Source organism: Pseudomonas silesiensis, assembly GCF_001661075.1.
In the GTDB taxonomy this organism is placed as follows: Bacteria; Pseudomonadota; Gammaproteobacteria; order Pseudomonadales; family Pseudomonadaceae; genus Aquipseudomonas; species Aquipseudomonas silesiensis.
In genome coordinates this window covers 4,502,737-4,523,762 of the sequence record NZ_CP014870.1, presented here as the reverse complement: position 1 = coordinate 4,523,762, position 21,026 = coordinate 4,502,737, and the positions used below count along the sequence as shown (strand labels likewise).

Genomic DNA, 21,026 nt, shown 5'->3' with positions numbered 1-21,026 from the left:
GTAGGACGCTGAAGTTGAGCCTAAGACGTCGGTAGTAGGAAATGGTGAAGAAGTATGTAGGAAGTAAGAAGTTGAGATTGGAAATAGCAAACAGGAAGTAATAAGTGAAGAACTGAGCGGTAGGAACTGTGAGGTGAATAGTAGGGCGTGAGTAGTCCGCGGACTTGCACAGTGTTTAAAAACAGTAAGTGTCGTGTTGCATTAACAGACCAATGCTCCAACTATTAAACGCATAGACGAAACGGCATAGCGCCCTTTCAAAAAACGCCAGGAAGTCAGGGTGCCGAATACTATTCGCGTTGTACCTCGTCGTCTCCGTTACCGCTCTCCATTATCGGTCTTGTTGCTGGGTTTGAGTATTTCACCGGCGTATGCCGCCGAGTCTTCCGCCCCCGGACAAGAAGTATTACGCCAACAACAACAGCAACAACGTGACCTGCAACAGATGCAACTGGACCAACGCCGCCGACAACTGGAACGCGGCAGTTTCAGTGGCTCGTCGACCGCGCCAGAGACATCCGCGACCATTGCCGTCGATGAGCAGTGCTGGCCCGTCAGCGGGGTGCGCGTCGGTGGCGTCACCCTGGTCGATCGCAAGACACTCAACCAGCGCATCACCCCGAAATTGTCGCCGTGCATGGGCGCAAACCAGATAAACCAGGTGCTGGCGACCATCACCGAGCTCTATGTGCAGGCGGGTTACATTGCCAGTCGGCCGTACCTCAGCACGGCGCCAGAGGCCGGGCAGTCGCTGGATATCCTGGTGGATGAAGGCTACGTCGAGGCGATCGAACTGGCCGACCAGAGCCTGCCGGTTGCCCTCGGTGGAGCGTTTCCGGGAATGCTCGGCAAGGCGCTGAAGCTGCGGGATCTGGAGCAGGGTCTCGATCAGTTGAACCGCCTGCGCTCAGTGGACCTGAGCGCCGACATCGCACCCGGCAGCCAGCCTGGCGCCTCGCGGATCATCTTGCGCTCGCGCTCCCGGGATCAGTCGCGCTGGGCGTTGAACCTGGGCCTGGACAATCTCGGCAGCGCCAGCACCGGGCGCGACCGTAATACGCTCAGTCTGGGTCTGGACTCACCGCTGCAGATCAATGATTTGTTGAATGTCAGCTTCAGCGACACCCTCAATCAGGGCGATCGCTTCAGTCGCAGCGCCAGCCTGTATTACGCCATTCCCTACGGCTACTGGACCTGGAGTGTCCTGGCCAGCCATGCCGAATACCGTGCGCCGTTCAAACTGAGCTACCAGACGTTTCATACCACCGGCACGACCGACCAGCTCAGCCTGCGCGCCGATCGAGTGTTATGGCGCGGCCAAAGCCATCAGCTCAGCGCCAACCTGCAACTGTCCCACAAAGATGTCGACAGCTACTGGGGGCCCTTGCACCTGTCGATTCAGAGCCCGACCCTGACCGTGGCCGAAGCCGGGCTGAATCTGTTCTGGCTCGACAGTGCGGTGTGGAACCTGGACCTCAATTACGCCCAGGGCCTGCGCTGGTTTGGCGCGGACAACGATGCCGAGCGCTGGCACGACCGTCTGCCCAAGGCACAGTTTCGCAAGTACCGCGCCAGCCTCGGTCGGTGGAGCAACGGCCGCTTTGGCCCCCAGGCCTGGCAATGGCAAAGTCAGCTCAACGTGCAATACAGCCCTGATCCTTTGCCGGCCATCGAGCAGCTGCTGGTCACCGACGATTCGGCGGTGCGCGGATACCGGATCAACAGTGCGTCCGGCGCCAGCGGGGCGATCTGGCGCAACACTTTGCGCCTGCCATTGCAAACCGGTTTTCCGGTGCAGATCACCCCGCGCCTGGGGCTGGACAGCGGCTGGGTCCAGGCCGATCGCGGCGCCCCCAACCACTATCTGAGCGGCGCAGGTATCGGGGTCAACCTGAGCTGGAAAAACCTGCACCTGGACCTCGATTACCAACGCAGCGTCAGCATGCCCGAGGGGTTCAAGCACGAGCCGCGGACCTGGCTGATGCGCGTGGGATGGCAGATCTGAATCCAACAAAACTGCCGATGGTGCTGTGCGCGCCAGCCACGGCAGTCCGTTCAGCGCGCCGTGATACTGCACTTGAGGTTCTTATGTCAGCAAAACCCTTTGCGTTCCATCTCGCCCCCGGCGGCAAATTGCGCTGGGCGATTGCCAGCCTGTTTCTCATCGCGCCCGTGCCCAACGCCCTGGCGGCGGGGGTCGTGGTCGCGCCCGGACCCGGCGGCACCGCGCAATTGCAAACCCGGGACGGCGTGCCCATCGTCAATATCGTTGCGCCCAACGGTTCCGGCCTGTCCCATAACCAGTTTCTCGACTACAACGTCGACCGCCAGGGCCTGGTCCTGAACAACGCCCTGCAAGCCGGGCAGTCGCAACTCGCCGGGGAACTGGCCGCCAACCCGCAGTTCCAGGGGCAGGCGGCGAGCGTGATCCTCAACGAAGTGATCAGCCGCAACGCCTCGGCGATCAATGGTATCCAGGAAATCTTCGGTCGTAGCGCCGATTACGTCCTGGCGAACCCCAACGGTATTTCGCTCAATGGCGCCGGTTTCATCAACACCCCCAATGCCAGCCTCGTGGTCGGACGTCCCGAGCTGAACGAAGGCAAGCTGCAAGCCCTGAACACCCGCGATGCCACCGGGGAGCTGAACGTGCGGGGCGCGGGGGCGCAGAACAGTGCAGGCTCGATCAACCTGATCGCTCCGCGTATCGACAGCAACGGCAAGCTTGGCGCTCGCGATGACCTGAACCTCACGATCGGACGCAATTCGGTGGACTACGCCAGCGGGCAGGTGCGGACCGTCGACCCGAGCGGTCACAGCAACGATGGCCGTATCGACGCGTTCCTGTTCGGCGCCATGCAGGCCGGGCGCATCAACATTGTCAGTACCGCGCAAGGCGCCGGCGTGCGGGTCGGCGCGGTGCAGGTGGCAGGTCGGGACGGTGTGCAGATTCGTTCATCCGGCGATCTGGTCATCAGCGGCGGGCACGTGAAGGACAGTCTCGGGGTGGTACGCGCTGGCGTGCATAGCAGCCAGGGCGATGTCGGCTTGCACAGCGCCAGGGACCTGACGCTGGCGGCCACCGATGTCAGTGGTCGTGACGTCAGGGTCGATGCCGGGCGCAACCTGAACCTGACGACTGTCGAAGCCCTCCGGCTCAAGGAGAAACGCAACGACTGGAACAACAAGACACTCGGCATCACTTGGGAAACCTACGAACAGTTCCAGACCGAAAGCGAATCGCGACAGCACGGCAGCCAGATTATTGCCCGCCGTGATGTGGACCTGTCTTCGGGCGGCGATACCGAACTCAAAGCTGCCCGGGTCGAGGCGGCTAAGGATCTCAGGGTGAAGAGCGGCGGCGATCTGCGCCTCACGGCGGCCATTGAAAGCAAGACTGAATCCGATCAGGGTAAACGCCGCAAACACCTGTGGAAAGAAAGCTGGAACAGTCGCAGTGAGGAGCCGCGCGGCATCACCACGCAATTGAAGGGCGACAACATCGCCTTGACCGCGGCCGGTTTGCTGCGCTCTGAAGGCGCACAAGTGACCAGCCCCCACGACATCCAGATAGCCGCCAAACGGGTGGAAATCACCACCGCCCCCGGCACCGGGATCAAACGTGAAAAGCGCTACTCGGGCGATCTGGTCGGTGGCGGGTTCTTTGGCAAGACCGGCGATTCCGATCAGGGCAAGACCCTGCACCAGGGCAGCGCGATCAATGCCGCCGGAAAATTGATCGTCAAGGCCGACGACGTACGCATCAGCGGAAGCCAGGTGCGCGGCGGCACAGAGGCCAGCGTCATCAGCGACAGGGGTTCGCTGATCATCGATGGCGTGCAGGACACATCCCACATCAGCACCAACAACAAGGACAACAAATTTCTCGGTATCAGCCAAAATGAAACTCGCTCAAACACTCAGGACAGCACCACGGTACGCAGCGAGTTGACGTCGGACACCAACCTCACCCTCAAGAGCGCCGGGGACATCGAAGTGGCCGGCTCCACGGTCAAGGCGGGCGGGACGCTCAATGCGCAGGCGGCGGGCGATCTGAATGTGCAGTCGGCCCAGAACACGGTCGACAGCAGCCAGACCACGGCCCGCCGTGGCTTCGATGCCTACGCCAGGGAGACCGCCCCGGACGCCGGCCAGTACCGCGCAGGCGTGCGTTTTGAAGACAAAACCCAGACCCTGGCCGGCAACGAAGTGCGTCAGCAAGGCTCCGGCCTGACCGGCGCTGAGGTGCAGTTGACGGCCGGCGGCAATCTGACGCTCAAGGGCGCTGAGGTACAGGCCACCGCAGGCGATGCTTCCCTGAAGGGCAAGACCGTTGCACTGCTGGCCGAAGAAGACAGTCAGCGCAGCTCGACGGAGCAGCGCACCACCGGCGGCGGTCTCTACTACACCGGCGGCCTGGATCGGGTGGGCAGTGGCCTGGACTTCGCGCATTCGACATCCGGGGATATCCGTACCACCACCACCGCCCAAACCAGCACGGTCCAGAGCAGCGGCAACCTGAACATCGATGCCGAAAAACTGATCACCGAAGGGGCGCAGGTCACGGCTGGCAAAGGCCTGGTGGTCGACGCCGGAGAAATCGACAACCGCGTGGCGCGGGATACGGACAGCAGTACGCACAAGGAGAGCAACTGGTCGGCGGACATTGGTGTCAACCTCGAGGTTAAAGGCATCACCCGGCCCCTCGCCGACGCCGTCAAAAGCGCCATCGACGGCAAGGTCCCGGACGTGGGCGCCTTGGGCAAGCTCGGTCAGCCCGATCTCGGGATCGATGTCGCCATCGGGCATCAGAGCGCCGGCCGCCAAGTGCTAAATGGCATTGATAAAGTCAGTCAGTTTCAGGGCGGCACCGTGGACGTCAAGGCCGCCGGTCTGTTGCAGGACCAGGGCACCCGGTATGAGGCCACTGCCGGGAAGGTCAACATCAGCGCCGACCGGTTGATCGCCAACGCCGCGAGCATCACCGAGGGCAGCGACGATCGGGCGCTGGACGCCAAGGTTGACGTGCGGGTCTACACCAAGACCGGGGAAGACCTGAACGTTGCCGGCAGCGGTGAGGGAGGCAGCCGTCAAACACGCGAGGAGACGTCGACCGCCGTGGTAGGCCGTTACGCCGGCAGCCAGGGGGTGAGTATCAATCTGGGTGGCGACGGGCAGTTCGAGGGCAGCCAGTTCGATGGCGGGGAGGGCGGCGTGACGGTCAAGGCCGGCGGCAACCTGGCACTGAATCAGGCCAATGACCGTCAGGACAGCGATACGTCCAGCCTGCGCGGCAACGCCTCGCTGACAGTCGGCACCTTGCCTGGCACCAACGACACCAATATCAATCTCGGCGCCGGCGTGCAGCTCGATTATAAAGGTGACCAGACCCGGGACAGCCAGGCCCGGGTCGCCAGTATCGAGGGTCAAGGCCCGGTAACATTGAGCAGCGGCGGCGATCTGGTGCTGCAAGGGACCCGCATCGACCTGCCGGGCACAATAGATCTGGAAGCTGGCGGCAAACTGGATGTGGAAGCGGCGATCGGCACCCATGTCGTCACGAACAGCCATCTCGGCGGTGGCCTGAAAGTGGGCGGCAGTAAAACCAGCACCGAGAACAGCATCGACAAGGCCGGCAACCTAAACCTCAACCTCAATGCCGGTCGGGTGGATGAAGCGTCGCGGACCTTGACCGGCGGCCAACTCCAGAGCCAGCAGCGGATCGGGTTCCGCGGCGATTCGATCCGCCTGCAAGGCACCCGGGTGAGCGCGCCGGACGTGCTTTTTGATGCGCAGAAGGGCGGGATCCAGCTGCAGTCCGCGCAATCCACACAGAACCGCGGCAACTGGGATCTAGACCTGAAGGCCGGGGGCAACCTTGGCAGCAGCACACCCACCGCCAGCGAAAGCGTCGCGTCCAGTGACCTGGGGGTGAATGCCGGGGCCAAGGTCGGGGTTGATTACCTCAACAGCACGACCGGGCAGAACAGCCGGATCAAAGCGGACAGCGTCGAGCTCAACAGTGCGGGCGATGTGCAATTGGCGGGAGCGCGGATCGATGCCGGGAAGGTGAGCGGTAAGGTCGCAGGCAATCTGAACGTGCAAAGCCCTCAGGACCGCCAGACCTCGGCCAAGGTTGATCTCGACCTGGGGCTGACCGGCAAGAAAGCCGCTCCGGCCGACCAGGACGCACAGGCGCCGAACACCGGGCTCAAAGGTCTCGATTACAAACCGACCCTCAAGTTCGATGGCACCTATGCGTACAAGGACAGCGTCGGCCAGGCTTCCGGCATCAGCGGTACACAGGGGGTGAATCTCAAGGTCGATGGCACGACGCAACTGACGGGCGCAAGGATCGCTTCAGCTGAAGGCCGCGTCGGTCTGGGCGACTCCAGGGTTGGCACCACGACCTTGAGCAACCTCGACTATAGCGTCAGGGGCGGACTGGATTTGCCGCAGAAACCGGCCACCGAGGGCAGTAAACCCGAGGTCTCGGTTCCCGGTGAGCACAGCTTCAAAGTCGGTCCCGGGACGATTGGCGGTCGTTTCGATCGCCAATCGTTGACAGCGGGGATCGACGAGGACGCGAGTTAAGCCAGCACCCTATTATCCCCGGATAGGGTCTTTATGACCGGCTTGCAGTGGTCATCAAGACCCTGTCCGGGGTGTCCAAAAGACCACGAGTGTTTATAAGTTATTGAATTTATTGGATATAAATATTGGCACGTATCGTGATACGAGAGGGTAACGGAACCAAAAAAGGAAAGCGTCATGACTCGTTCAATACCTCTGGGCTTTATGCTGTGTTTGTTGCTCTCGCCACTTTGCCAGGCTGATCAGGTGGTCCGCGAGGTGCCTGACATTACGGCTGGCAAGGGCTTCGGTGCCCTGACCGGGATGATGGTGGGTGCGGCGGGCGGACCTGTGGGGGCGCTGATCGGTGCGGGTGCCGGATTCTTTGTCGGCGGCTCGGTGCAGCAAGCGGCCGGTCTCACGGAAAAAGCTTATGAAGTGAAAGACGCTCAGGGCGATATCAGTACGGTGCGCTCGCCCAATGCACGATTCGAGGCGGGCCAGCAAGTGACTCGCAAAGGCCCGCGTGTGGTCGCGCAGGACCACTGATTGGACCCGGGACGGAATCCATTGCTTCCGGTTAATAGGAAGCATTACTATTCACGCCCCGTCTTCACAGCACGCCGCAATGACCCCCAAGCTGCCCCGCAGACACGGCTTTTTCGAACATTACGAAGAGTTGGTTGGCACCTGGACCCGTCGCCTGAGAAATCGTCAGCAGGCCGAGGATCTGGCCCACGACACCTTCGTGCGGGTGCTTGAGTCCGATTCGGCAACGGTGGAGCAGCCCCGGGCGTACTTGCACCAGACCGCGCGCAATATCGCGGTGGATGGTTACCGGCGGGAGGATCGGCGGGGCGCCATGGAGTCGGAGGCGATCGATCACAGTGTGTCGTCGTCCGGCGACCCGGAGCATTTCATGCATGCGATCCAGTTGGCTGATTCCATCGAGCGGGCGCTCGCCGAACTTCCGGTCAACTGCCGCAAGGTGTTCGTCTGGCAGAAGATCGAAGGCCTGACCCAGGCCGAAATCGCCGACCGCCTGGGGCTGTCCAAGAACATGGTGGAAAAGTATATGATCCGCACCCTGCGGCATTTGCGCGACCGTCTGGACGGGTTGCAACCATGATCGGCCGCGCCTTCTCATCCCCGGCCAGACAGGAACTTCCATGATGGATACTCGTGATTGCGCGTGCGGGCAAACAACGGTTCGCGACGAGGCGGCGCAGTGGTTTGTGCGTTTGCAGGAACCGGCCGTGGACGTGGAAGAACGCCGACGCTTCGAGCGCTGGCGGAACGAACACCCGCAGCATCGCGACGAGTATCAATTGCTCGAGGGACTGTGGACGGCGGCTGATCTGCTGCCGGCGGCGCGTCTGCAGGCCTTGTGCGAGACCCCGCCCTCCCGCGGCAAACGTCGCCCGCTGGTGCGTTATGCGGTGGCCGCCAGTGTGTTGGCCCTGGCAGTCGGGTTGGGAGTGTTCAGCCAGTTGCATCAGCCGGCGATCTACACCGCCGAGTTTTCCACCGCCCCGGGGGAGCGACAGCAGGTGGCGTTGCCGGACGGTTCGGTGATCGACCTGAACAGCCGTAGTCGTGTCCAGGTGCGCTACGAAAATGACCGGCGCCGCATCGAGTTGATGCAGGGCGAAGCGATGTTCAGCGTCGAACACGACAGTGATCGGCCGTTCGTGGTCGAGGCGGGCAGCGGCAAGGTCACGGTCACCGGCACCCGCTTCGACGTGCGTCGCGACGCCTCTGAAACCCGGGTCGTGGTGGAGCAGGGCACGGTCAAGGTCCAGGGTCGGGACGCTGCCGACAACGAGTTCATCAGTCTCACCGCCGGCCTGGGTACGCGGGTCGATACCCGGGGCAAAGTCGCCACCGCCTACGCGGTCAATCCGGGGGAACTGACCGCCTGGCGCAGCGGCAAGCTGGTGTTCAACAACGCCAGCCTGCGCGACGTCGCCGAGGAAGTGTCGCGCTATCGGGAGAAACCGCTGACCGTCAGCAATGACAAGGTGGGCAATCTGCGCCTGACCAGCGTGTTCAAATCCGACAACACCGACGCGCTGCTCAAGGCGTTGCCAAGCATTCTGCCGGTGGCCGTGCGGACCCTCGATGACGGCAGTCAGCAAATAATTTCAAAATAGATTCAGGTTTTTTTCGAGTTCATCGTCTTCTAGTCCAACTGCAACTGGTTTGCATTAACAAGCGCACACTCTTGCGATCCACAGGACTCCGTTCGACGTGAAAAAAACCACCGCTAACAACAAATTCCCTTGGTTGCCCCTGGCCCTCGCACTGGCGGTCAACCTTGCGTTGCCCCAGGCCTTTGCCGCCGAGGCTATTCATATTCCGGCACAACCCCTGGGCCAGGCCTTGAGTGAACTGGGCCAGCAAACCTCGCTGCAGGTGTTTTTCAGCCCTGAGCTGGTCGCCGGCAAACAGGCGCCGGCGGTGGATGGCGACCTTTCGCCGGAAGACGCGCTGCGCCAGCTGCTGCAAGGCAGCGGTCTGCACTACCAGATCGACGAAGGTTCGGTGACCTTGCTGCCTGCACCCGGTGCCGCGGCCAATGGCCCGCTGGAACTGGGCGTGACCGACATCAAGGTGGTCGGCGACTGGCTCGGTGACGCGGATGCGGCCGTGGTGCAAAACCATCCTGGCGCCCGTACCGTGATTCGCCGCGAGGCGATGGTCGAGCAAGGCGCGATGAACGTCGGCGACGTGTTGAAGCGCGTGCCCGGCGTGCAAGTGCAGGAGGCCAACGGCACCGGCGGCAGCGACATTTCCCTGAACGTCGGCGTGCGCGGCCTGACCTCGCGCCTGTCGCCACGTTCCACCGTGCTGATTGACGGCGTGCCGGCAGCGTTCGCGCCGTACGGTCAGCCGCAACTGTCCATGGCCCCGATTTCTTCCGGCAACCTCGATAGCATCGACGTGGTTCGGGGTGCCGGTTCCGTGCGTTACGGACCGCAGAACGTCGGTGGCGTGATCAATTTCGTGACCCGGGCGATCCCGGAGAAAGCTTCCGCTGAAATCGGCAGCACCCTGGAAACCTCCCAGCACGGTGGCTGGAAGCATATCGACACGGCATTCGTCGGCGGCACCGCGGACAACGGCATCGGCGTGGCGCTGTTGTACTCGGGGGTGAACGGTAACGGTTACCGTGAACGCAACCACGGCAACGACATCGACGACGTGCTGCTCAAGACCCACTGGGCGCCCACCGATGTGGATGATTTCAGCCTCAATTTCCACTACTACGACGCCAGCGCCGATATGCCCGGCGGCCTGACCCAGGCGCAGTACGACGCCAATCCGTTTCAGTCCGACCGCAACAACGACAACTTCAGCGGGCGTCGCAAGGACGTGTCGTTCAAGTGGACCCGGCAGCTCGACGACCGCACCCAGGCCGAAGTGCTGACCTACTACACCGACAGTTTCCGTGGCAGCAACATCGCCGCCCGCGACCAGAAGACCCTGGGCTCGTTCCCGCGCACCTACTACACCTTTGGCATCGAGCCGCGGGTGTCCCGTGTGTTCGACGTCGGCCCGACCACCCAGGAAGTCAGCGTCGGTTATCGCTACCTCAAGGAAGCCATGCACGAAGAGGCCAGCCGCCTGGCGCTGGTCAACAACGAGCCGGTGGTGCGTCCCGGGTCGGACGGGCATGTGTACCAGGATCGTACCGGTGGCACTGAAGCCAATTCGGTGTATATCGACGACAAGATCGATGTGGGTAACTGGACCATCACCCCGGGCATCCGCTTCGAACACATCAGCACCGACTGGCACGACCGCGCGGTGCTCGACACTGCGGGCCGGCCGGTCCCGGAAAAGCGCCGCAGCATCGAAAGCAACGAACCGTTGCCGGCCCTGAGCGTGATGTATCACCTGTCCGACGCCTGGAAGCTGTTCGCCAACTACGAAACCTCGTTCGGCAGCCTGCAATATTTCCAGCTCGGCCAGGGCGGCACGGGTGACGAAACCGCCAATGGTCTTGAGCCGGAAAAGGCCAAGACCTATGAGGTCGGCACCCGCTACAACGATGATGTGTGGGGCGGCGAAGTGACGCTGTTCTACATCGACTTCGATAAAGAGTTGCAATACATCAGCAACGACGCGGGCTGGACCAACCTCGGCGCGACCACGCACCAGGGCATCGAGGCGTCGGTGCACTACGACATGGCGGCACTGGACCCACGCCTTGATGGCCTGACCGCCAACGCCGGGTTCACCTACACCCGCGCGGTCTATGAAGGGGAAATTCCAGGTTTCAAGGGCCGTGACCTGCCGTTCTACTCGCGCCAGGTGGCGACCGCCGGCCTGCGTTACGACATCAACCGCTGGACCTACAACCTCGATGCCTTTGCCCAGTCCAAACAGCGCTCGCCGGGCGTTGCGGTGAATGCCGACGGCAGCTTCAGCGGCAATTACATCACCGAAGGCACTGCAGATGGCCAGTACGGCGACATCCCGGGTTACGTCACCTGGAACGTGCGCGGCGGTTATGACTTCGGCCCGGCTGTTTCGAACCTGAAAGTCGGTGCCGGGGTGAAGAACATCTTCGACAAGCAATACTTCACCCGCTCCAGCGACAACAACTCGGGCATGTACGTGGGGGCGCCGCGCACGTTCTTTGTGCAGGCCAGTGTGGGGTTCTGATAGGCCGGGGTGTCTTCATTCGCCGGCAAGCCGGTCTCACTCCCACAGGGGATCTTCAGCGGACACACCATTTGTGGACGATACGGATCAACTGTAGGAGCCAGGCTTGCCGGCGAAAGCGGTGTACCAGGCTCCATCTTTATCGACAGGCAAGCCGCCTTCGCGAGCAAGCTCGCTCCCACAGGGGATCTACGGCGAACTCAACATTTGTGGACGATACGGATCGACTGTAGGAGCCAGGCTTGCCGGCGAAAGCGGTGTATCAGGCGACGACATCCGACAAAGCTTTTCAGACTTTCAACACCTTCCCGCCAATCGCCACCGCCACCAGCAACACCGCCATCAACCCAAAGGCAAAACTCAAACTGCTGCCATGGGCGATAAACCCGATCACCGCAGGCCCGGCAAGAATCCCGGCGTAACCCAGGGTGGTAATGGCGGGCACCGCGATGCTTTCGGGCATGACCGTCTGTTTACCCACGGCGGTGTACAACACCGGGACAATGTTCGAACAGCCAGCCCCCAGCAGCGCATAACCCACCAGCGCCATCTCCCAGTCCGGCGCGAACGTCGCCAGAAACAGGCCCCCGGCGGCCGTCAATCCGCCGAATACAATCACCCGGGTGGCGCCCAGGCGCCGCACGATTGCATCCCCGGTCAGGCGCCCGACCGTCATGGTGAGCGCAAATGCCGCATAACCCAGCCCGGCATAGGCGGTGTCGATCCCGCGCTCCTGCGCCAGGAACACCGCGCTCCAGTCCAGTGCCGCGCCTTCGGCCAGGAACACGATGAAACACATCCCGCCGATGAACAGCACGATGCCGTGGGGCACGGCAAACGCCGGTCCCGAACTTTCGCTGCCGTAGGGCAACAGGTGCGGCGCGGCCTTGCACAGCGCGATCAGCAGCACCACATTCACCACCAGCGTCGCCCCCAGTGGCGACACCCCCAGGCCCAGCAAGGCGCTGACACCCGCCGCCCCGACAATTCCGCCAAGACTGAACAGGCCATGAAAACCCGACATCAGGGTCTTGCCACTGGCCCGCTCGACGATCACCGCTTGCAGGTTCACCGTCGAATCCACCGTGCCCAGCCCGGCGCCGAACAGAAATAACGCGGCAATCAGCGCGGGAATCGATGAGACCGTCGCCAACAACGGCAGGGCCAGGCAGATCATCAACGTCCCGCCGACCGCCACCCGGCGACAGCCGAAGCGCGTGGCCAGGATCCCGGCCATCGGCATGGCCAGGATCGAGCCCACCCCCAGGCACAGCAACAGCAAGCCGAGGGTGCCTTCATCCAGCCCGGCCCGGGCCTTGGCGTACGGCACCAGCGGGGCCCACGCGGCAATGCCTGCGCCGGCGATGAAAAAGGCGATGCGCGTGGACATCTGTTCCAGGCGACCGGGAACGAACGAGGTCCGGGTGTTGAGGTTGGTCATATCGATCCTTGGCAAAAAACGTCGCGTCTGCGAGGGACAGTGATTCCCCGGTGAGGTTTGATCAGCGCCCCGACGGGTTCGCGTTCAGGCAGGGTGACATCCTTGCACAGCCAGGCGCGGTTTCGCGATATGTTGTGCCCGAATTGATTCCTTCGGAGGGGGCGCCATGGCGCGAGGATACGATGCACGAGGCAATATCTACAGGGTCGTGGCGCCTGAGGAAATACGCCGCGACGGTATTGAATTGCCCGATCAGGCCTGCCAGGCAGCGCAAACCCGCGAGGCCTGGGCGTTGGCGGCAATCGAGGCTTACTGTGGGTGGGCGCCCGGCACACAACCCTCCGGCAGCAAGGACCATTGCAGCGATGGTTTGCTGGTTGGCCCGTTCCAGTCATCGCCCCCATTCGATCTGCTGATCGTCAACACCGACGGCACCCTGGCCGAGCGCAGTGGCAATGGGCTGACGATTTTTTCCCAGGCGTTAAGCGACCGAGGGCTTTGGCCTGGGGACGAGGCGTGTTTGCTCAGGGTTCATCACGACAAGGCCGATGTGGATTCACCAGGGCAGACCTCGGTGAAGCCGGCGCAGGTCGAAGGTGTACGCGGGTTCTGGCTGGACCTGGGCAAGCCTTCGTTCGGGCCGGGGGCGGTCAGTGCTCACGGGGTTGGGAGTGTGGCCTTCAACGGACGCGAACTCAGCCAGGTGCAGCCGTTGGCGTCACTCAATACCGCTTGGGGGCGCAGTCAGTTTGTGCGGGTTGGCAATCCGCACTGCGTGACCCTTGTCGAGCGCGCGGATGAATTGCCGAGCAACGAGCAGATGCGTGAACCGGGATTGTCCGAAGCACTGACGCGTATTGCCTACGCCGTGCCGACCGGGGCAGGGGAACCTTGTCCTGCGGGTGTCAACTTGCAATGGGCGATGCTTGAGTCCGAGGGGCGGATCGTGGCCCGGGTGTTCGAGCGGGGCGAAGGGCCGACGGCGTCATCGGGGACCAGCGCCAGTGCGGTGGCGTGTGCGGCTTGGCGGGTGGGCTGGGTTGCGGCGGGGGAAGTGAAGGTCGTCATGCCTGGTGGTACGGCGCCGATTTTGCTGGAGGAAGAGCAAGGGGAATTGAGTCGGGTCAGCCTGTTTGGTACGGCTCGGTTGATGGGTTGAACTCCAGATCGCCTTCGCGAGCCCGCTCCCACAGGATTCATGTCGTTCACAACACTTGTACACGACGCAAAACCTGTGGGAGCGAGCTTGCTCGCGATGGGGTCAGGCCAGTCACAACAAAACTCAGCCCTGATCCCCAAAAAACTCCACCACCGGCATCTGCCGCTTCATCAACACCTTACCCCCACGCACCGAATACAACGGCAAGCCCTGGCTGCGAATCACCTCATAATCACTGTCCGCCGACAAAATCAGCAAATTCGCCGGCCGCCCCCGTTCCAGTCCATAACGATCACCCAGGGCCATGGCCTTGGCGCTGTTGTCGGTCACCAGGTCCAGCGCGCTTTGCAGATTGCGGTAACCGAGCATGTGGCAGATATGCAAGCCGGCTTCGAGCACCCGCAAGATGTTGCCGTTGCCCAGGGGGTACCACGGGTCGACGATCGAGTCCTGGCCGAAACACACATTCATCCCCGCTTCGAGCAACTCGTTGACCCGGGTCACGCCGCGGCGTTTCGGGAAGTTGTCGAAGCGCCCTTGCAGGTGAATGCTTTCGGTGGGGCAGGAGACAAAACTGATCCCGGAATGCCCGAGCAGGCGAAACAGTTTGGCGCAGTAGGCGTTGTCGTAGGAGCCCATGGCCGTTGTATGGCTGGCGGTCACCCGTGAACCCATGTCGCGGCTGCGGGCTTCTTCGGCCAGCACCTCGAGAAAGCGCGAATGCGGGTCGTCGGTTTCATCGCAGTGCACGTCCACCAGGCAACCGGTGCGCTCGGCCAGGTCCATCAGGAACTTCACCGAACTCACCCCCTGGTCCCGGGTGTACTCGAAATGCGGAATGCCGCCGACCACATCGGCGCCCATGCGAATCGCTTCTTCCATCAGCTCCCGGCCATTGCGGTACGACTCGATGCCCTCCTGGGGGAAGGCGACGATCTGCATGTCGACCAGGTGCCGGCTTTCCTCGCGCATTTCGAGCATCGCTTTCAACGCCGTCAGTTGCGGGTCGGTGACGTCGACGTGGGTGCGCACATGCTGGATGCCATGGGCGGCGAGACTCTGGAGGGTTTTCCTGACGCGGGTCCTGGTGTCTTCCCCGGTGATCGTCACCTTGCGCTCGCTCCAGCACTCGATGCCCTCGAACAACGTGCCGCTCATGTTCCAGCGCGGCTCGCCGGCGGTCAGCGTCGCATCGAGGTGGATGTGCGGCTCGACGAAGGGTGGCACCACCAGATTGCCGCCGGCGTCCAGGTCATCGGGCCCCAGGGTCGGCGCCTCGGTCTGTCGGCCGATATTGCTGATCAGACCGTTTTCCAGGTGCAGCTCATGCAACCCTTCTTGGTTGCGCAGGCGGGCGTTGATGATGTGCATCGGGCGAATCCTTTTATAGATCTTCCAGTGGAGCGTTGGCGGTACGGGTACCGAGTACCCCGGTCAATATCACATACGTTAGCGCGGCAGCGGCAATCCCTGCCAGCGGCGCAACCCATGGCGAACTGAACGCAGCGACGGTGCCGACCGCATAAGCGCCCAGGCCTGAGCCATTGAACGCCGGCAACCGGGCATTGGCCAGACGTGGATATTGACCGCGGTAGCGATAAAAAAAGTCCGCCATGATCACGCCACCGATCGGCGGGATTACCGTGCCCAGCAGAATCAGGTAGGGCACCAGATAGTCGTACATGCCCAGCAGCGCCAACAGCGTGCCGATCATCGCACCGGCCAGGGTCACGGTTTTGCGCCGGCCGGTGCGCAGCAGGTTGCAGCCGGCGACGGCGAAGTTGTAGATGGTGTTGTCCTGGGTGCTCCAGATGTTGAGCAGCAACATCGCCATCGCAGCCATGGCGAACCCTTGCAACAGCAACACTTCGACCACGTCCGGTTGCTGGTAGACGATGGCGCCGTACGCGCCGATCAACACCATCAGGCCGTTGCCGATAAAGAAGCCGATCAGGCTCGCCAGCACGGCGACCCGGGCCGAGCGCGAGAAGCGCGTCCAGTTGGTCGCCTGGGTCGCGCCGCTGACAAAGGTGCCGAACACCAGCGTGATGGCGGTCGACCAGTCGAGGGTGGTCGTCGGCACGATCGCCAGCAAGCCATCGAGCCCGCCGACCTTGGTCGTGGCGACCCACATCGACAGCGTCAGCAGCAACATCATTGCGGGCACGGCGATGTACGACAAAACCTCCAGTCCGCGATAACCGATATAGGCCGTGGCGCAAAACATCAGGCCGAACAGCACCATCAAGCCCATGACAGTGCCTTCGCTCAATTCCAGATACTTGCCCAACACCACGGCCGCGGTCGCCGTGCCCCAGGCGTACCAGCCGATCTGAGTGAAGCCGAGGATCAGGTCGCTGAGCTTGCTGCCGATTTCACCAAAGCAGAAACGCCCCATCAGTACCGAATTGAGGCCACTCTTGAACGCAATGTAGCCCAGGCCGGCGGCATAGATGCCCAGCAGCAGGTTGCCGACAATAATCACCGCCATCATCTCGCCGAAATTGAACGCCACACCGAGCTTGCCGCCGGCGAACATGGTCGCGGTAAAAAAGGTGAAACCCAGCAGCACCATGGCCGTGGAGGCCAGGCCTTTGCGGGCATGCATCGGGACTTCGCTGAGGGGGTAATCATTGCCGGGAGCGTTCTGCGTCATGGGGCGTTCCTTGCTGGATGTTAGGACGCGAAGGGTGTTGCAGCGGTCGTGCCAAGCGGGGCAGGTGTTGTTATTTATAGACGAGCGAGGGCGGTTTGGTTCGGGCGACGGCGCAAAACACTGCCCTCTGAAGTAACACACAATCCCTGTGGGAGCGGGCTTGCTCGCGAAGGCGCTGGTTCAGTTACAAATGTATTGACTGACACACCGCCTTCGTCGGAATGCCGCCCAGAGCAAGTCCGCTCCCACAGGGGAAGTCGGGTGCTTCAGGGGGATTTATGCAGGGGCAAAAACCGCAGCAGCGCCGCGACGATCGCTTCAGGTGCATCTTCCTGAACCAGATGCCCGGCATTCGGAACCGGATAAAACTGCGCCCCAGGGATCATCCGGTGCAACGCCCGCCCACGCTCAATGGGAATCCACTTATCCTCCTCGCCCCAAAGAATCTGCACCGGGCAGCGAATGCTCGAGTATTGCCCCTCGACCTCCCGGGTATAACGCTCGTCCATCTGCGCGATCTGTCGATAAAACGCCGCTTGCCCCGGATCCCCCAGCCACGGCTGCACATAAGGGGCGAGTTCGTCGTCCGGGATTTCACGTTTGATCGCCCCACGGATATAGGCCGGCACGACGACCTGCTGAATGTAATCGGGCAGTCCGCTGAACGCTGCCTCATGCTGGCGCACATGCTGCACGAACGGCGAGCCCCAGGGCGACAGCGCCACCGGGTCGATCAGCGTCAGGCTGCGGTAATCCTTGCCATTGAGCAGATGCGCACGCAACACGGTAGCGCCGCCGAAATCGTGGGCCACCACATCCGGGCAATCCAGGCCCCAATGCTCCAGCAGCCTGGCCAGCAGTTCGTTCTGCATACCCAGGGACACGTCGCCGTCGACTTTGTCAGAGAGCCCATAACCCAGCAGGTCAAAGTAATGCACCCGGTGCGTGGTGATGAAATGCGGCGCAATCCGGTGCCACACATAAGAGGAGAAGGGCGTGCCATGCACAAAGACCAGCGGCGGACCGTCGCCCCGGACGGCGAAGCGCACGGAGTGCCCGTTGAAGCGATAGGTCTGAGCCAGCGGCCAGTCAGTCATGGGTGCGTCCTCTTGGCGTTTGCGAGCGAAAAAGCATAGGCATAAAAAAACCACCGCTAAAGGTGGTTTGATCATTCACTGACGAAACGCATTCCCTCTGTGGGAGCGATTGTCCGGTTTACTCGCCGTGATAGATGCAGCCGCTGGTGCAGGTTTCGTGGATGCGGATCGCGCTGAGTTCCGGCAGCAGAGGCTTCAATTCTTTCCAGATGAATTTGGCCAGCACTTCGCTGGTCGGATTTTCCAACCCGGGAATATCGTTCAAATAGTTATGATCCAACCGCTCATACAGCGGTTTGAAAATCGCCTTGATCTCCGAAAAGTCCCGTATCCAGCCCGTATGCGGATCAAGATCGCCACTCAAATGGATTGCCACTTTGAACGAGTGACCGTGCAGGCGACCGCACTTGTGGCCGTCCGGGACGTGGGGCAGGCGGTGGGCGGACTCGAAGGTAAATTCTTTGAAGATTTCCACAGTGGTTTGAGCTCTGTCAGGTGGCGATCGCCGCGGCGATGTGGGCAGGTGGCGAGTTTAACAGTTTGCGTTTGGGCTTGCGGGAAAACACTGACTAAAGGGTCAGCAAGTGTTCAGCGCGCAAACCGGTTTCACAGAGTGCACCCCGCCCCCTGTAGGAGCGAGCAAGCTCGCTCCTACAGGGGGCGGGGTAGGGCGGTGATGTCGCGGTGCCAGTCATGATGATGGCAATTCAGTTTCAGTTAAGTTGAAATCGCTAAAGTGGCCGCCGTAAGCAACACATAAAAATACGGAGACACCCCATGAACACTTTGACTGCCCTGTTTACCGCCACCCTCATCACCCTGACCGCCGGCATCGCCCAGGCTCGCGACCTCGGCCCCGATGAAGCCCTGAGACTGCGCGACGCTGGTACCATAGTGTCGTTTGAAAAGCTCAACGCTACCGCATTGGCCAAACACCCGGGTTCCAAAATCACCGAAACCGAACTGGAAGAAGAGTACGGCAAGTACATCTATCAGGTGGAAATGCGCGACCCGCAAGGCATCGAGTGGGACCTGGAACTGGACGCTGTCAGCGGTCAGGTGCTCAAGGATCATCAGGATACGTAATGAAGGTGCTTTGTTTTGCAAATCGGCACGCCAGCAGCCGGCTGGCCCTGGCGCTGCTGGTTTTTTGCTCGATGGCGCTGGCCCGGGACCTGGATCAGGACGAAGCCCTGCGCCTGCGCCAGCAAGGGGTGATCCTGCCGCTGGAGCAACTGTTGCAGCAGGCGCTGGACCTTTACCCCGGCGCCAAGCTGCTGGAAGCCGAGCTCGAGGAAAAGCACGACGTCTACATTTATGAAGTCGAGTTGTTGACCGCCGAAGGCGTGGTCCGTGAACTGGACCTCGACGCCACCACTGGCCAGTTATTGAAAGACAAGGAAGATTGACCCATGCGTTTGCTCCTGGTGGAAGACCACGTGCCCCTGGCCGATGAACTGATGGCCGGCCTCAACCGCCAGGGCTATGCCGTGGACTGGCTGGCGGACGGTCGGGATGCGGTGTACCAGGGCAGCAGCGAACCCTATGACCTGATCATTCTCGACCTCGGCCTGCCGGGGTTGCCGGGACTGGAAGTGCTGACTCAATGGCGCGCCGGCGGCCTGGCTACACCGGTACTGATCCTCACGGCCCGCGGCTCCTGGGCCGAACGCATCGAGGGCCTCAAGGCCGGCGCCGACGATTACCTGACCAAACCCTTCCACCCTGAAGAATTGCACCTGCGGGTTCAGGCGCTGTTGCGTCGCTCCCACGGCCAGGCCAACCAGCCGACGCTCAAGGCCGCGGGCTTGCACCTGGATGAAGGTCGTCAATGCGTGACCCGGGACGGCGCCGACATCCAGCTCACCGCAGCTGAATTCCGCCTGCTGCGCTATTTCATGCTGCACCCCGAACAGATCCTGTCCAAAAGCCACCTCGCCGAACACCTCTACGACGGTGAAACCGAGCGCGATTCCAATGTGCTGGAAGTCCACGTCAACCACCTGCGGCGCAAACTCGGGCGCAGCGTGATCGAAACCCGTCGCGGCCAGGGTTACCTGTTCGGCGGGCAAGCCCGGTGAGATCGATCCAGCGCCGCTTGAGCCTGGGGCTGATCAGCGTGATGGTGATCGTCGGCCTGGTGCTGGCGCAGACCAGCCTGTGGCTGTTCGAAATGGGTTTGCAGCGTTACCTTGAAGCCGGGCTGCGCAACGACAGTGAAAGCCTGCTGGTGGCGCTGGTGCGCGGACCGCAGGGGTTGCAGCTGGATGAGCGACACCTGTCGCCGGCGTATCAGCGCCCGTTTTCCGGGCACTATTTCCGCATCGACTTTGCCGACAGCCATTGGCGCTCCCGTTCGCTATGGGATCAGGAACTGCCGCGCCTGGACCATCCCGGCCTGCACAGCAACCTGCAACTGGGACCGGAAGGTCAGCAGTTGCTGATATTGCGCTCGGACTATCGACGTCTGGGCCAGTCGATTTCCATCAGCGTCGCCCAGGACTACACCCCGGTGCGCGACAGTTTTTTGCGCATGCAACAGGTCGGTCTCGGCCTGGGCCTGGCGGGCTTGCTGCTGATTCTGTTGCTGCAGCGGATCACCGTGCGCCGCGCCTTGCGTCCGCTGGAAAAGGCCCGTGAACAAATCGCCCAGTTGCAGCAGGGCCAGCGCTCGCAACTCGATGATCAGGTGCCGGTGGAGCTGGAGCCGCTGGTGGCGCAGATCAACCATTTGCTGGCCCACACCGAAGACAGCCTCAAGCGTTCGCGCAATGCGCTGGGCAACCTCGGGCACGCTTTGAAAACCCCGCTGGCAGTGTTGTTGAGCCTGGCGGGCAGCGAGAAACTCGACGCACATCCGCAACTGCGCAAGGTGATTCAGCAGCAGCTTGAGCAGGTGCAGCAGCGGCTGAACCGCGAACTCAACCGCGCGCGGCTGTCCGGCGACGCCTTGCCGGGGGCGCTGTTTGATTGCGATGCGGAGCTGCCGGGGTTGCTGGCAACCTTGAACATGATTCACGGTGAACACCTGGACCTCAGCCATGTAGCGCCCAAGGGCTTGCTGCTGCCGTGGGATCGGGAGGATTTGCTGGAGTTGCTCGGCAACCTGCTGGACAACGCCTGCAAGTGGGCGGATGCCGAGGTGCGCTTGAGCGTGGTCGAGACGGCGCAAGGATTTGAGCTGGGTGTGGAAGATGATGGACCGGGGATTCCCGAGGACCAGCGCAATCAGGTGCTCAGTCGCGGTACGCGGCTGGATGAACAGATGGATGGGCATGGGTTGGGCTTGGGGATCGTGCGCGACATCGTCGATACGTGGGGCGGGGTGTTGCGGCTGGAGGAGAGTGAGTGGGGCGGGTTGAAGGTGGTCATCGAGTTGCCCAAACGCTGATCCCGATCCAAAGCAAAACCGAGAAACCTGTGGGAGCG

General features: G+C 62.1%; 16 protein-coding genes. 11 read left to right on the top strand and 5 right to left on the bottom strand.

Features of this window, described 5'->3' with window-relative positions; all coding sequences use genetic code 11:
• The first annotated feature begins 280 nt into the window (after positions 1-280).
• The 6 genes from PMA3_RS20025 (at position 281) to PMA3_RS20000 (ending at position 11,244) form a co-directional block, all read left to right on the top strand.
• On the top strand, positions 281-2,005 hold the full coding sequence (locus PMA3_RS20025; RefSeq protein WP_064678807.1) for a ShlB/FhaC/HecB family hemolysin secretion/activation protein: 1,725 nt from the start codon (positions 281-283) through the stop codon (positions 2,003-2,005).
• Between the two features lie 83 nt (positions 2,006-2,088).
• The gene (locus PMA3_RS20020; protein ID WP_064678806.1) at positions 2,089-6,594 is read left to right on the top strand and encodes a hemagglutinin repeat-containing protein; all 4,506 of its coding nucleotides are present in this window, start codon (positions 2,089-2,091) and stop codon (positions 6,592-6,594) included.
• 177 nt (positions 6,595-6,771) lie between these two features.
• On the top strand, positions 6,772-7,122 hold the full coding sequence (locus PMA3_RS20015; RefSeq protein ID WP_064678805.1) for a hypothetical protein: 351 nt from the start codon (positions 6,772-6,774) through the stop codon (positions 7,120-7,122).
• Between the two features lie 79 nt (positions 7,123-7,201).
• Entirely contained in the window at positions 7,202-7,702 is a 501-nt protein-coding gene (locus PMA3_RS20010; protein WP_064678804.1) for a sigma-70 family RNA polymerase sigma factor, read from the top strand.
• A 40-nt stretch (positions 7,703-7,742) separates the two neighbouring features.
• On the top strand, positions 7,743-8,726 hold the full coding sequence (locus PMA3_RS20005) for a FecR family protein (protein WP_064678803.1): 984 nt from the start codon (positions 7,743-7,745) through the stop codon (positions 8,724-8,726).
• A gap of 97 nt (positions 8,727-8,823) precedes the next feature.
• Positions 8,824-11,244: a TonB-dependent siderophore receptor gene (locus tag PMA3_RS20000; protein ID WP_064678802.1), complete on the top strand. Its 2,421-nt coding sequence runs from the start codon at positions 8,824-8,826 to the stop codon at positions 11,242-11,244.
• A gap of 289 nt (positions 11,245-11,533) precedes the next feature.
• Here the strand turns inward: PMA3_RS20000 and PMA3_RS19995 are convergent, their stop codons facing one another.
• A complete protein-coding gene (locus PMA3_RS19995) occupies positions 11,534-12,685 on the bottom strand; it encodes an MFS transporter (RefSeq protein ID WP_064678801.1) in 1,152 nt (383 codons plus the stop codon).
• 166 nt (positions 12,686-12,851) lie between these two features.
• Here PMA3_RS19995 and PMA3_RS19990 point away from each other — a divergent pair, with 166 nt between their 5' ends.
• Positions 12,852-13,844: a diaminopimelate epimerase gene (locus tag PMA3_RS19990; RefSeq protein WP_064678800.1), complete on the top strand. Its 993-nt coding sequence runs from the start codon at positions 12,852-12,854 to the stop codon at positions 13,842-13,844.
• 123 nt (positions 13,845-13,967) lie between these two features.
• Here PMA3_RS19990 and codA read toward each other — a convergent pair whose 3' ends face one another.
• The 4 genes from codA to queD all read right to left on the bottom strand — a co-directional run bounded on the left by codA (position 13,968) and on the right by queD (position 18,072).
• Positions 13,968-15,215 (bottom strand): cytosine deaminase, encoded by a 1,248-nt coding sequence (codA, locus tag PMA3_RS19985; RefSeq protein WP_064678799.1) that lies wholly within the window; start codon positions 15,213-15,215, stop codon positions 13,968-13,970.
• Positions 15,216-15,228: 13 nt separating this feature from the next.
• A complete protein-coding gene (gene codB / locus PMA3_RS19980) occupies positions 15,229-16,500 on the bottom strand; it encodes a cytosine permease (RefSeq protein WP_064678798.1) in 1,272 nt (423 codons plus the stop codon).
• A gap of 266 nt (positions 16,501-16,766) precedes the next feature.
• Positions 16,767-17,597 carry an alpha/beta fold hydrolase gene (locus PMA3_RS19975; RefSeq protein ID WP_064678797.1) on the bottom strand — a complete coding sequence of 277 codons (831 nt, stop codon included), beginning with the start codon at positions 17,595-17,597 and terminating at the stop codon, positions 16,767-16,769.
• A 118-nt stretch (positions 17,598-17,715) separates the two neighbouring features.
• Positions 17,716-18,072 (bottom strand): 6-carboxytetrahydropterin synthase QueD, encoded by a 357-nt coding sequence (queD, locus tag PMA3_RS19970; RefSeq protein WP_059405420.1) that lies wholly within the window; start codon positions 18,070-18,072, stop codon positions 17,716-17,718.
• 302 nt (positions 18,073-18,374) lie between these two features.
• Here queD and PMA3_RS19965 point away from each other — a divergent pair, with 302 nt between their 5' ends.
• The 4 genes from PMA3_RS19965 to PMA3_RS19950 are packed head-to-tail and all read left to right on the top strand — an operon-like array spanning position 18,375 to position 20,988.
• Positions 18,375-18,683 carry a PepSY domain-containing protein gene (locus PMA3_RS19965; protein ID WP_064678796.1) on the top strand — a complete coding sequence of 103 codons (309 nt, stop codon included), beginning with the start codon at positions 18,375-18,377 and terminating at the stop codon, positions 18,681-18,683.
• Positions 18,683-19,006, top strand: a complete 324-nt coding sequence (locus PMA3_RS19960) for a PepSY domain-containing protein (protein WP_064678795.1) — start codon at positions 18,683-18,685, stop codon at positions 19,004-19,006. Before PMA3_RS19965 ends, PMA3_RS19960 begins: the two co-directional genes overlap by 1 nt.
• Before the next feature lie 3 nt (positions 19,007-19,009).
• Complete coding sequence (locus PMA3_RS19955) at positions 19,010-19,678, top strand: response regulator transcription factor (RefSeq protein WP_064678794.1); 669 nt, start codon at positions 19,010-19,012, stop codon at positions 19,676-19,678.
• Positions 19,675-20,988 (top strand): sensor histidine kinase, encoded by a 1,314-nt coding sequence (locus tag PMA3_RS19950; protein ID WP_064678793.1) that lies wholly within the window; start codon positions 19,675-19,677, stop codon positions 20,986-20,988. The genes PMA3_RS19955 and PMA3_RS19950 overlap by 4 nt, the downstream gene beginning before the upstream one ends.
• The last annotated feature ends 38 nt before the right edge of the window (positions 20,989-21,026 follow it).

Excerpts from the sequence above, each read along its gene's own strand:
- PMA3_RS20005 (WP_064678803.1), top strand. The coding sequence starts at position 7,743 with ATGATGGATACTCGTGATTGCGCGTGCGGGCAAACAACGGTTCGCGAC.
- PMA3_RS20015 (WP_064678805.1), top strand. The coding sequence starts at position 6,772 with ATGACTCGTTCAATACCTCTGGGCTTTATGCTGTGTTTGTTGCTCTCG.
- PMA3_RS19965 (WP_064678796.1), top strand. The coding sequence starts at position 18,375 with ATGAACACTTTGACTGCCCTGTTTACCGCCACCCTCATCACCCTGACC.
- PMA3_RS19995 (WP_064678801.1), bottom strand. The coding sequence starts at position 12,685 with ATGACCAACCTCAACACCCGGACCTCGTTCGTTCCCGGTCGCCTGGAA.
- PMA3_RS19990 (WP_064678800.1), top strand. The coding sequence starts at position 12,852 with ATGGCGCGAGGATACGATGCACGAGGCAATATCTACAGGGTCGTGGCG.
- PMA3_RS20020 (WP_064678806.1), top strand. The coding sequence starts at position 2,089 with ATGTCAGCAAAACCCTTTGCGTTCCATCTCGCCCCCGGCGGCAAATTG.
- PMA3_RS20010 (WP_064678804.1), top strand. The coding sequence starts at position 7,202 with ATGACCCCCAAGCTGCCCCGCAGACACGGCTTTTTCGAACATTACGAA.
- PMA3_RS19960 (WP_064678795.1), top strand. The coding sequence starts at position 18,683 with ATGAAGGTGCTTTGTTTTGCAAATCGGCACGCCAGCAGCCGGCTGGCC.
- codA (WP_064678799.1), bottom strand. The coding sequence starts at position 15,215 with ATGCACATCATCAACGCCCGCCTGCGCAACCAAGAAGGGTTGCATGAG.
- codB (WP_064678798.1), bottom strand. The coding sequence starts at position 16,500 with ATGACGCAGAACGCTCCCGGCAATGATTACCCCCTCAGCGAAGTCCCG.
- PMA3_RS19975 (WP_064678797.1), bottom strand. The coding sequence starts at position 17,597 with ATGACTGACTGGCCGCTGGCTCAGACCTATCGCTTCAACGGGCACTCC.
- PMA3_RS19955 (WP_064678794.1), top strand. The coding sequence starts at position 19,010 with ATGCGTTTGCTCCTGGTGGAAGACCACGTGCCCCTGGCCGATGAACTG.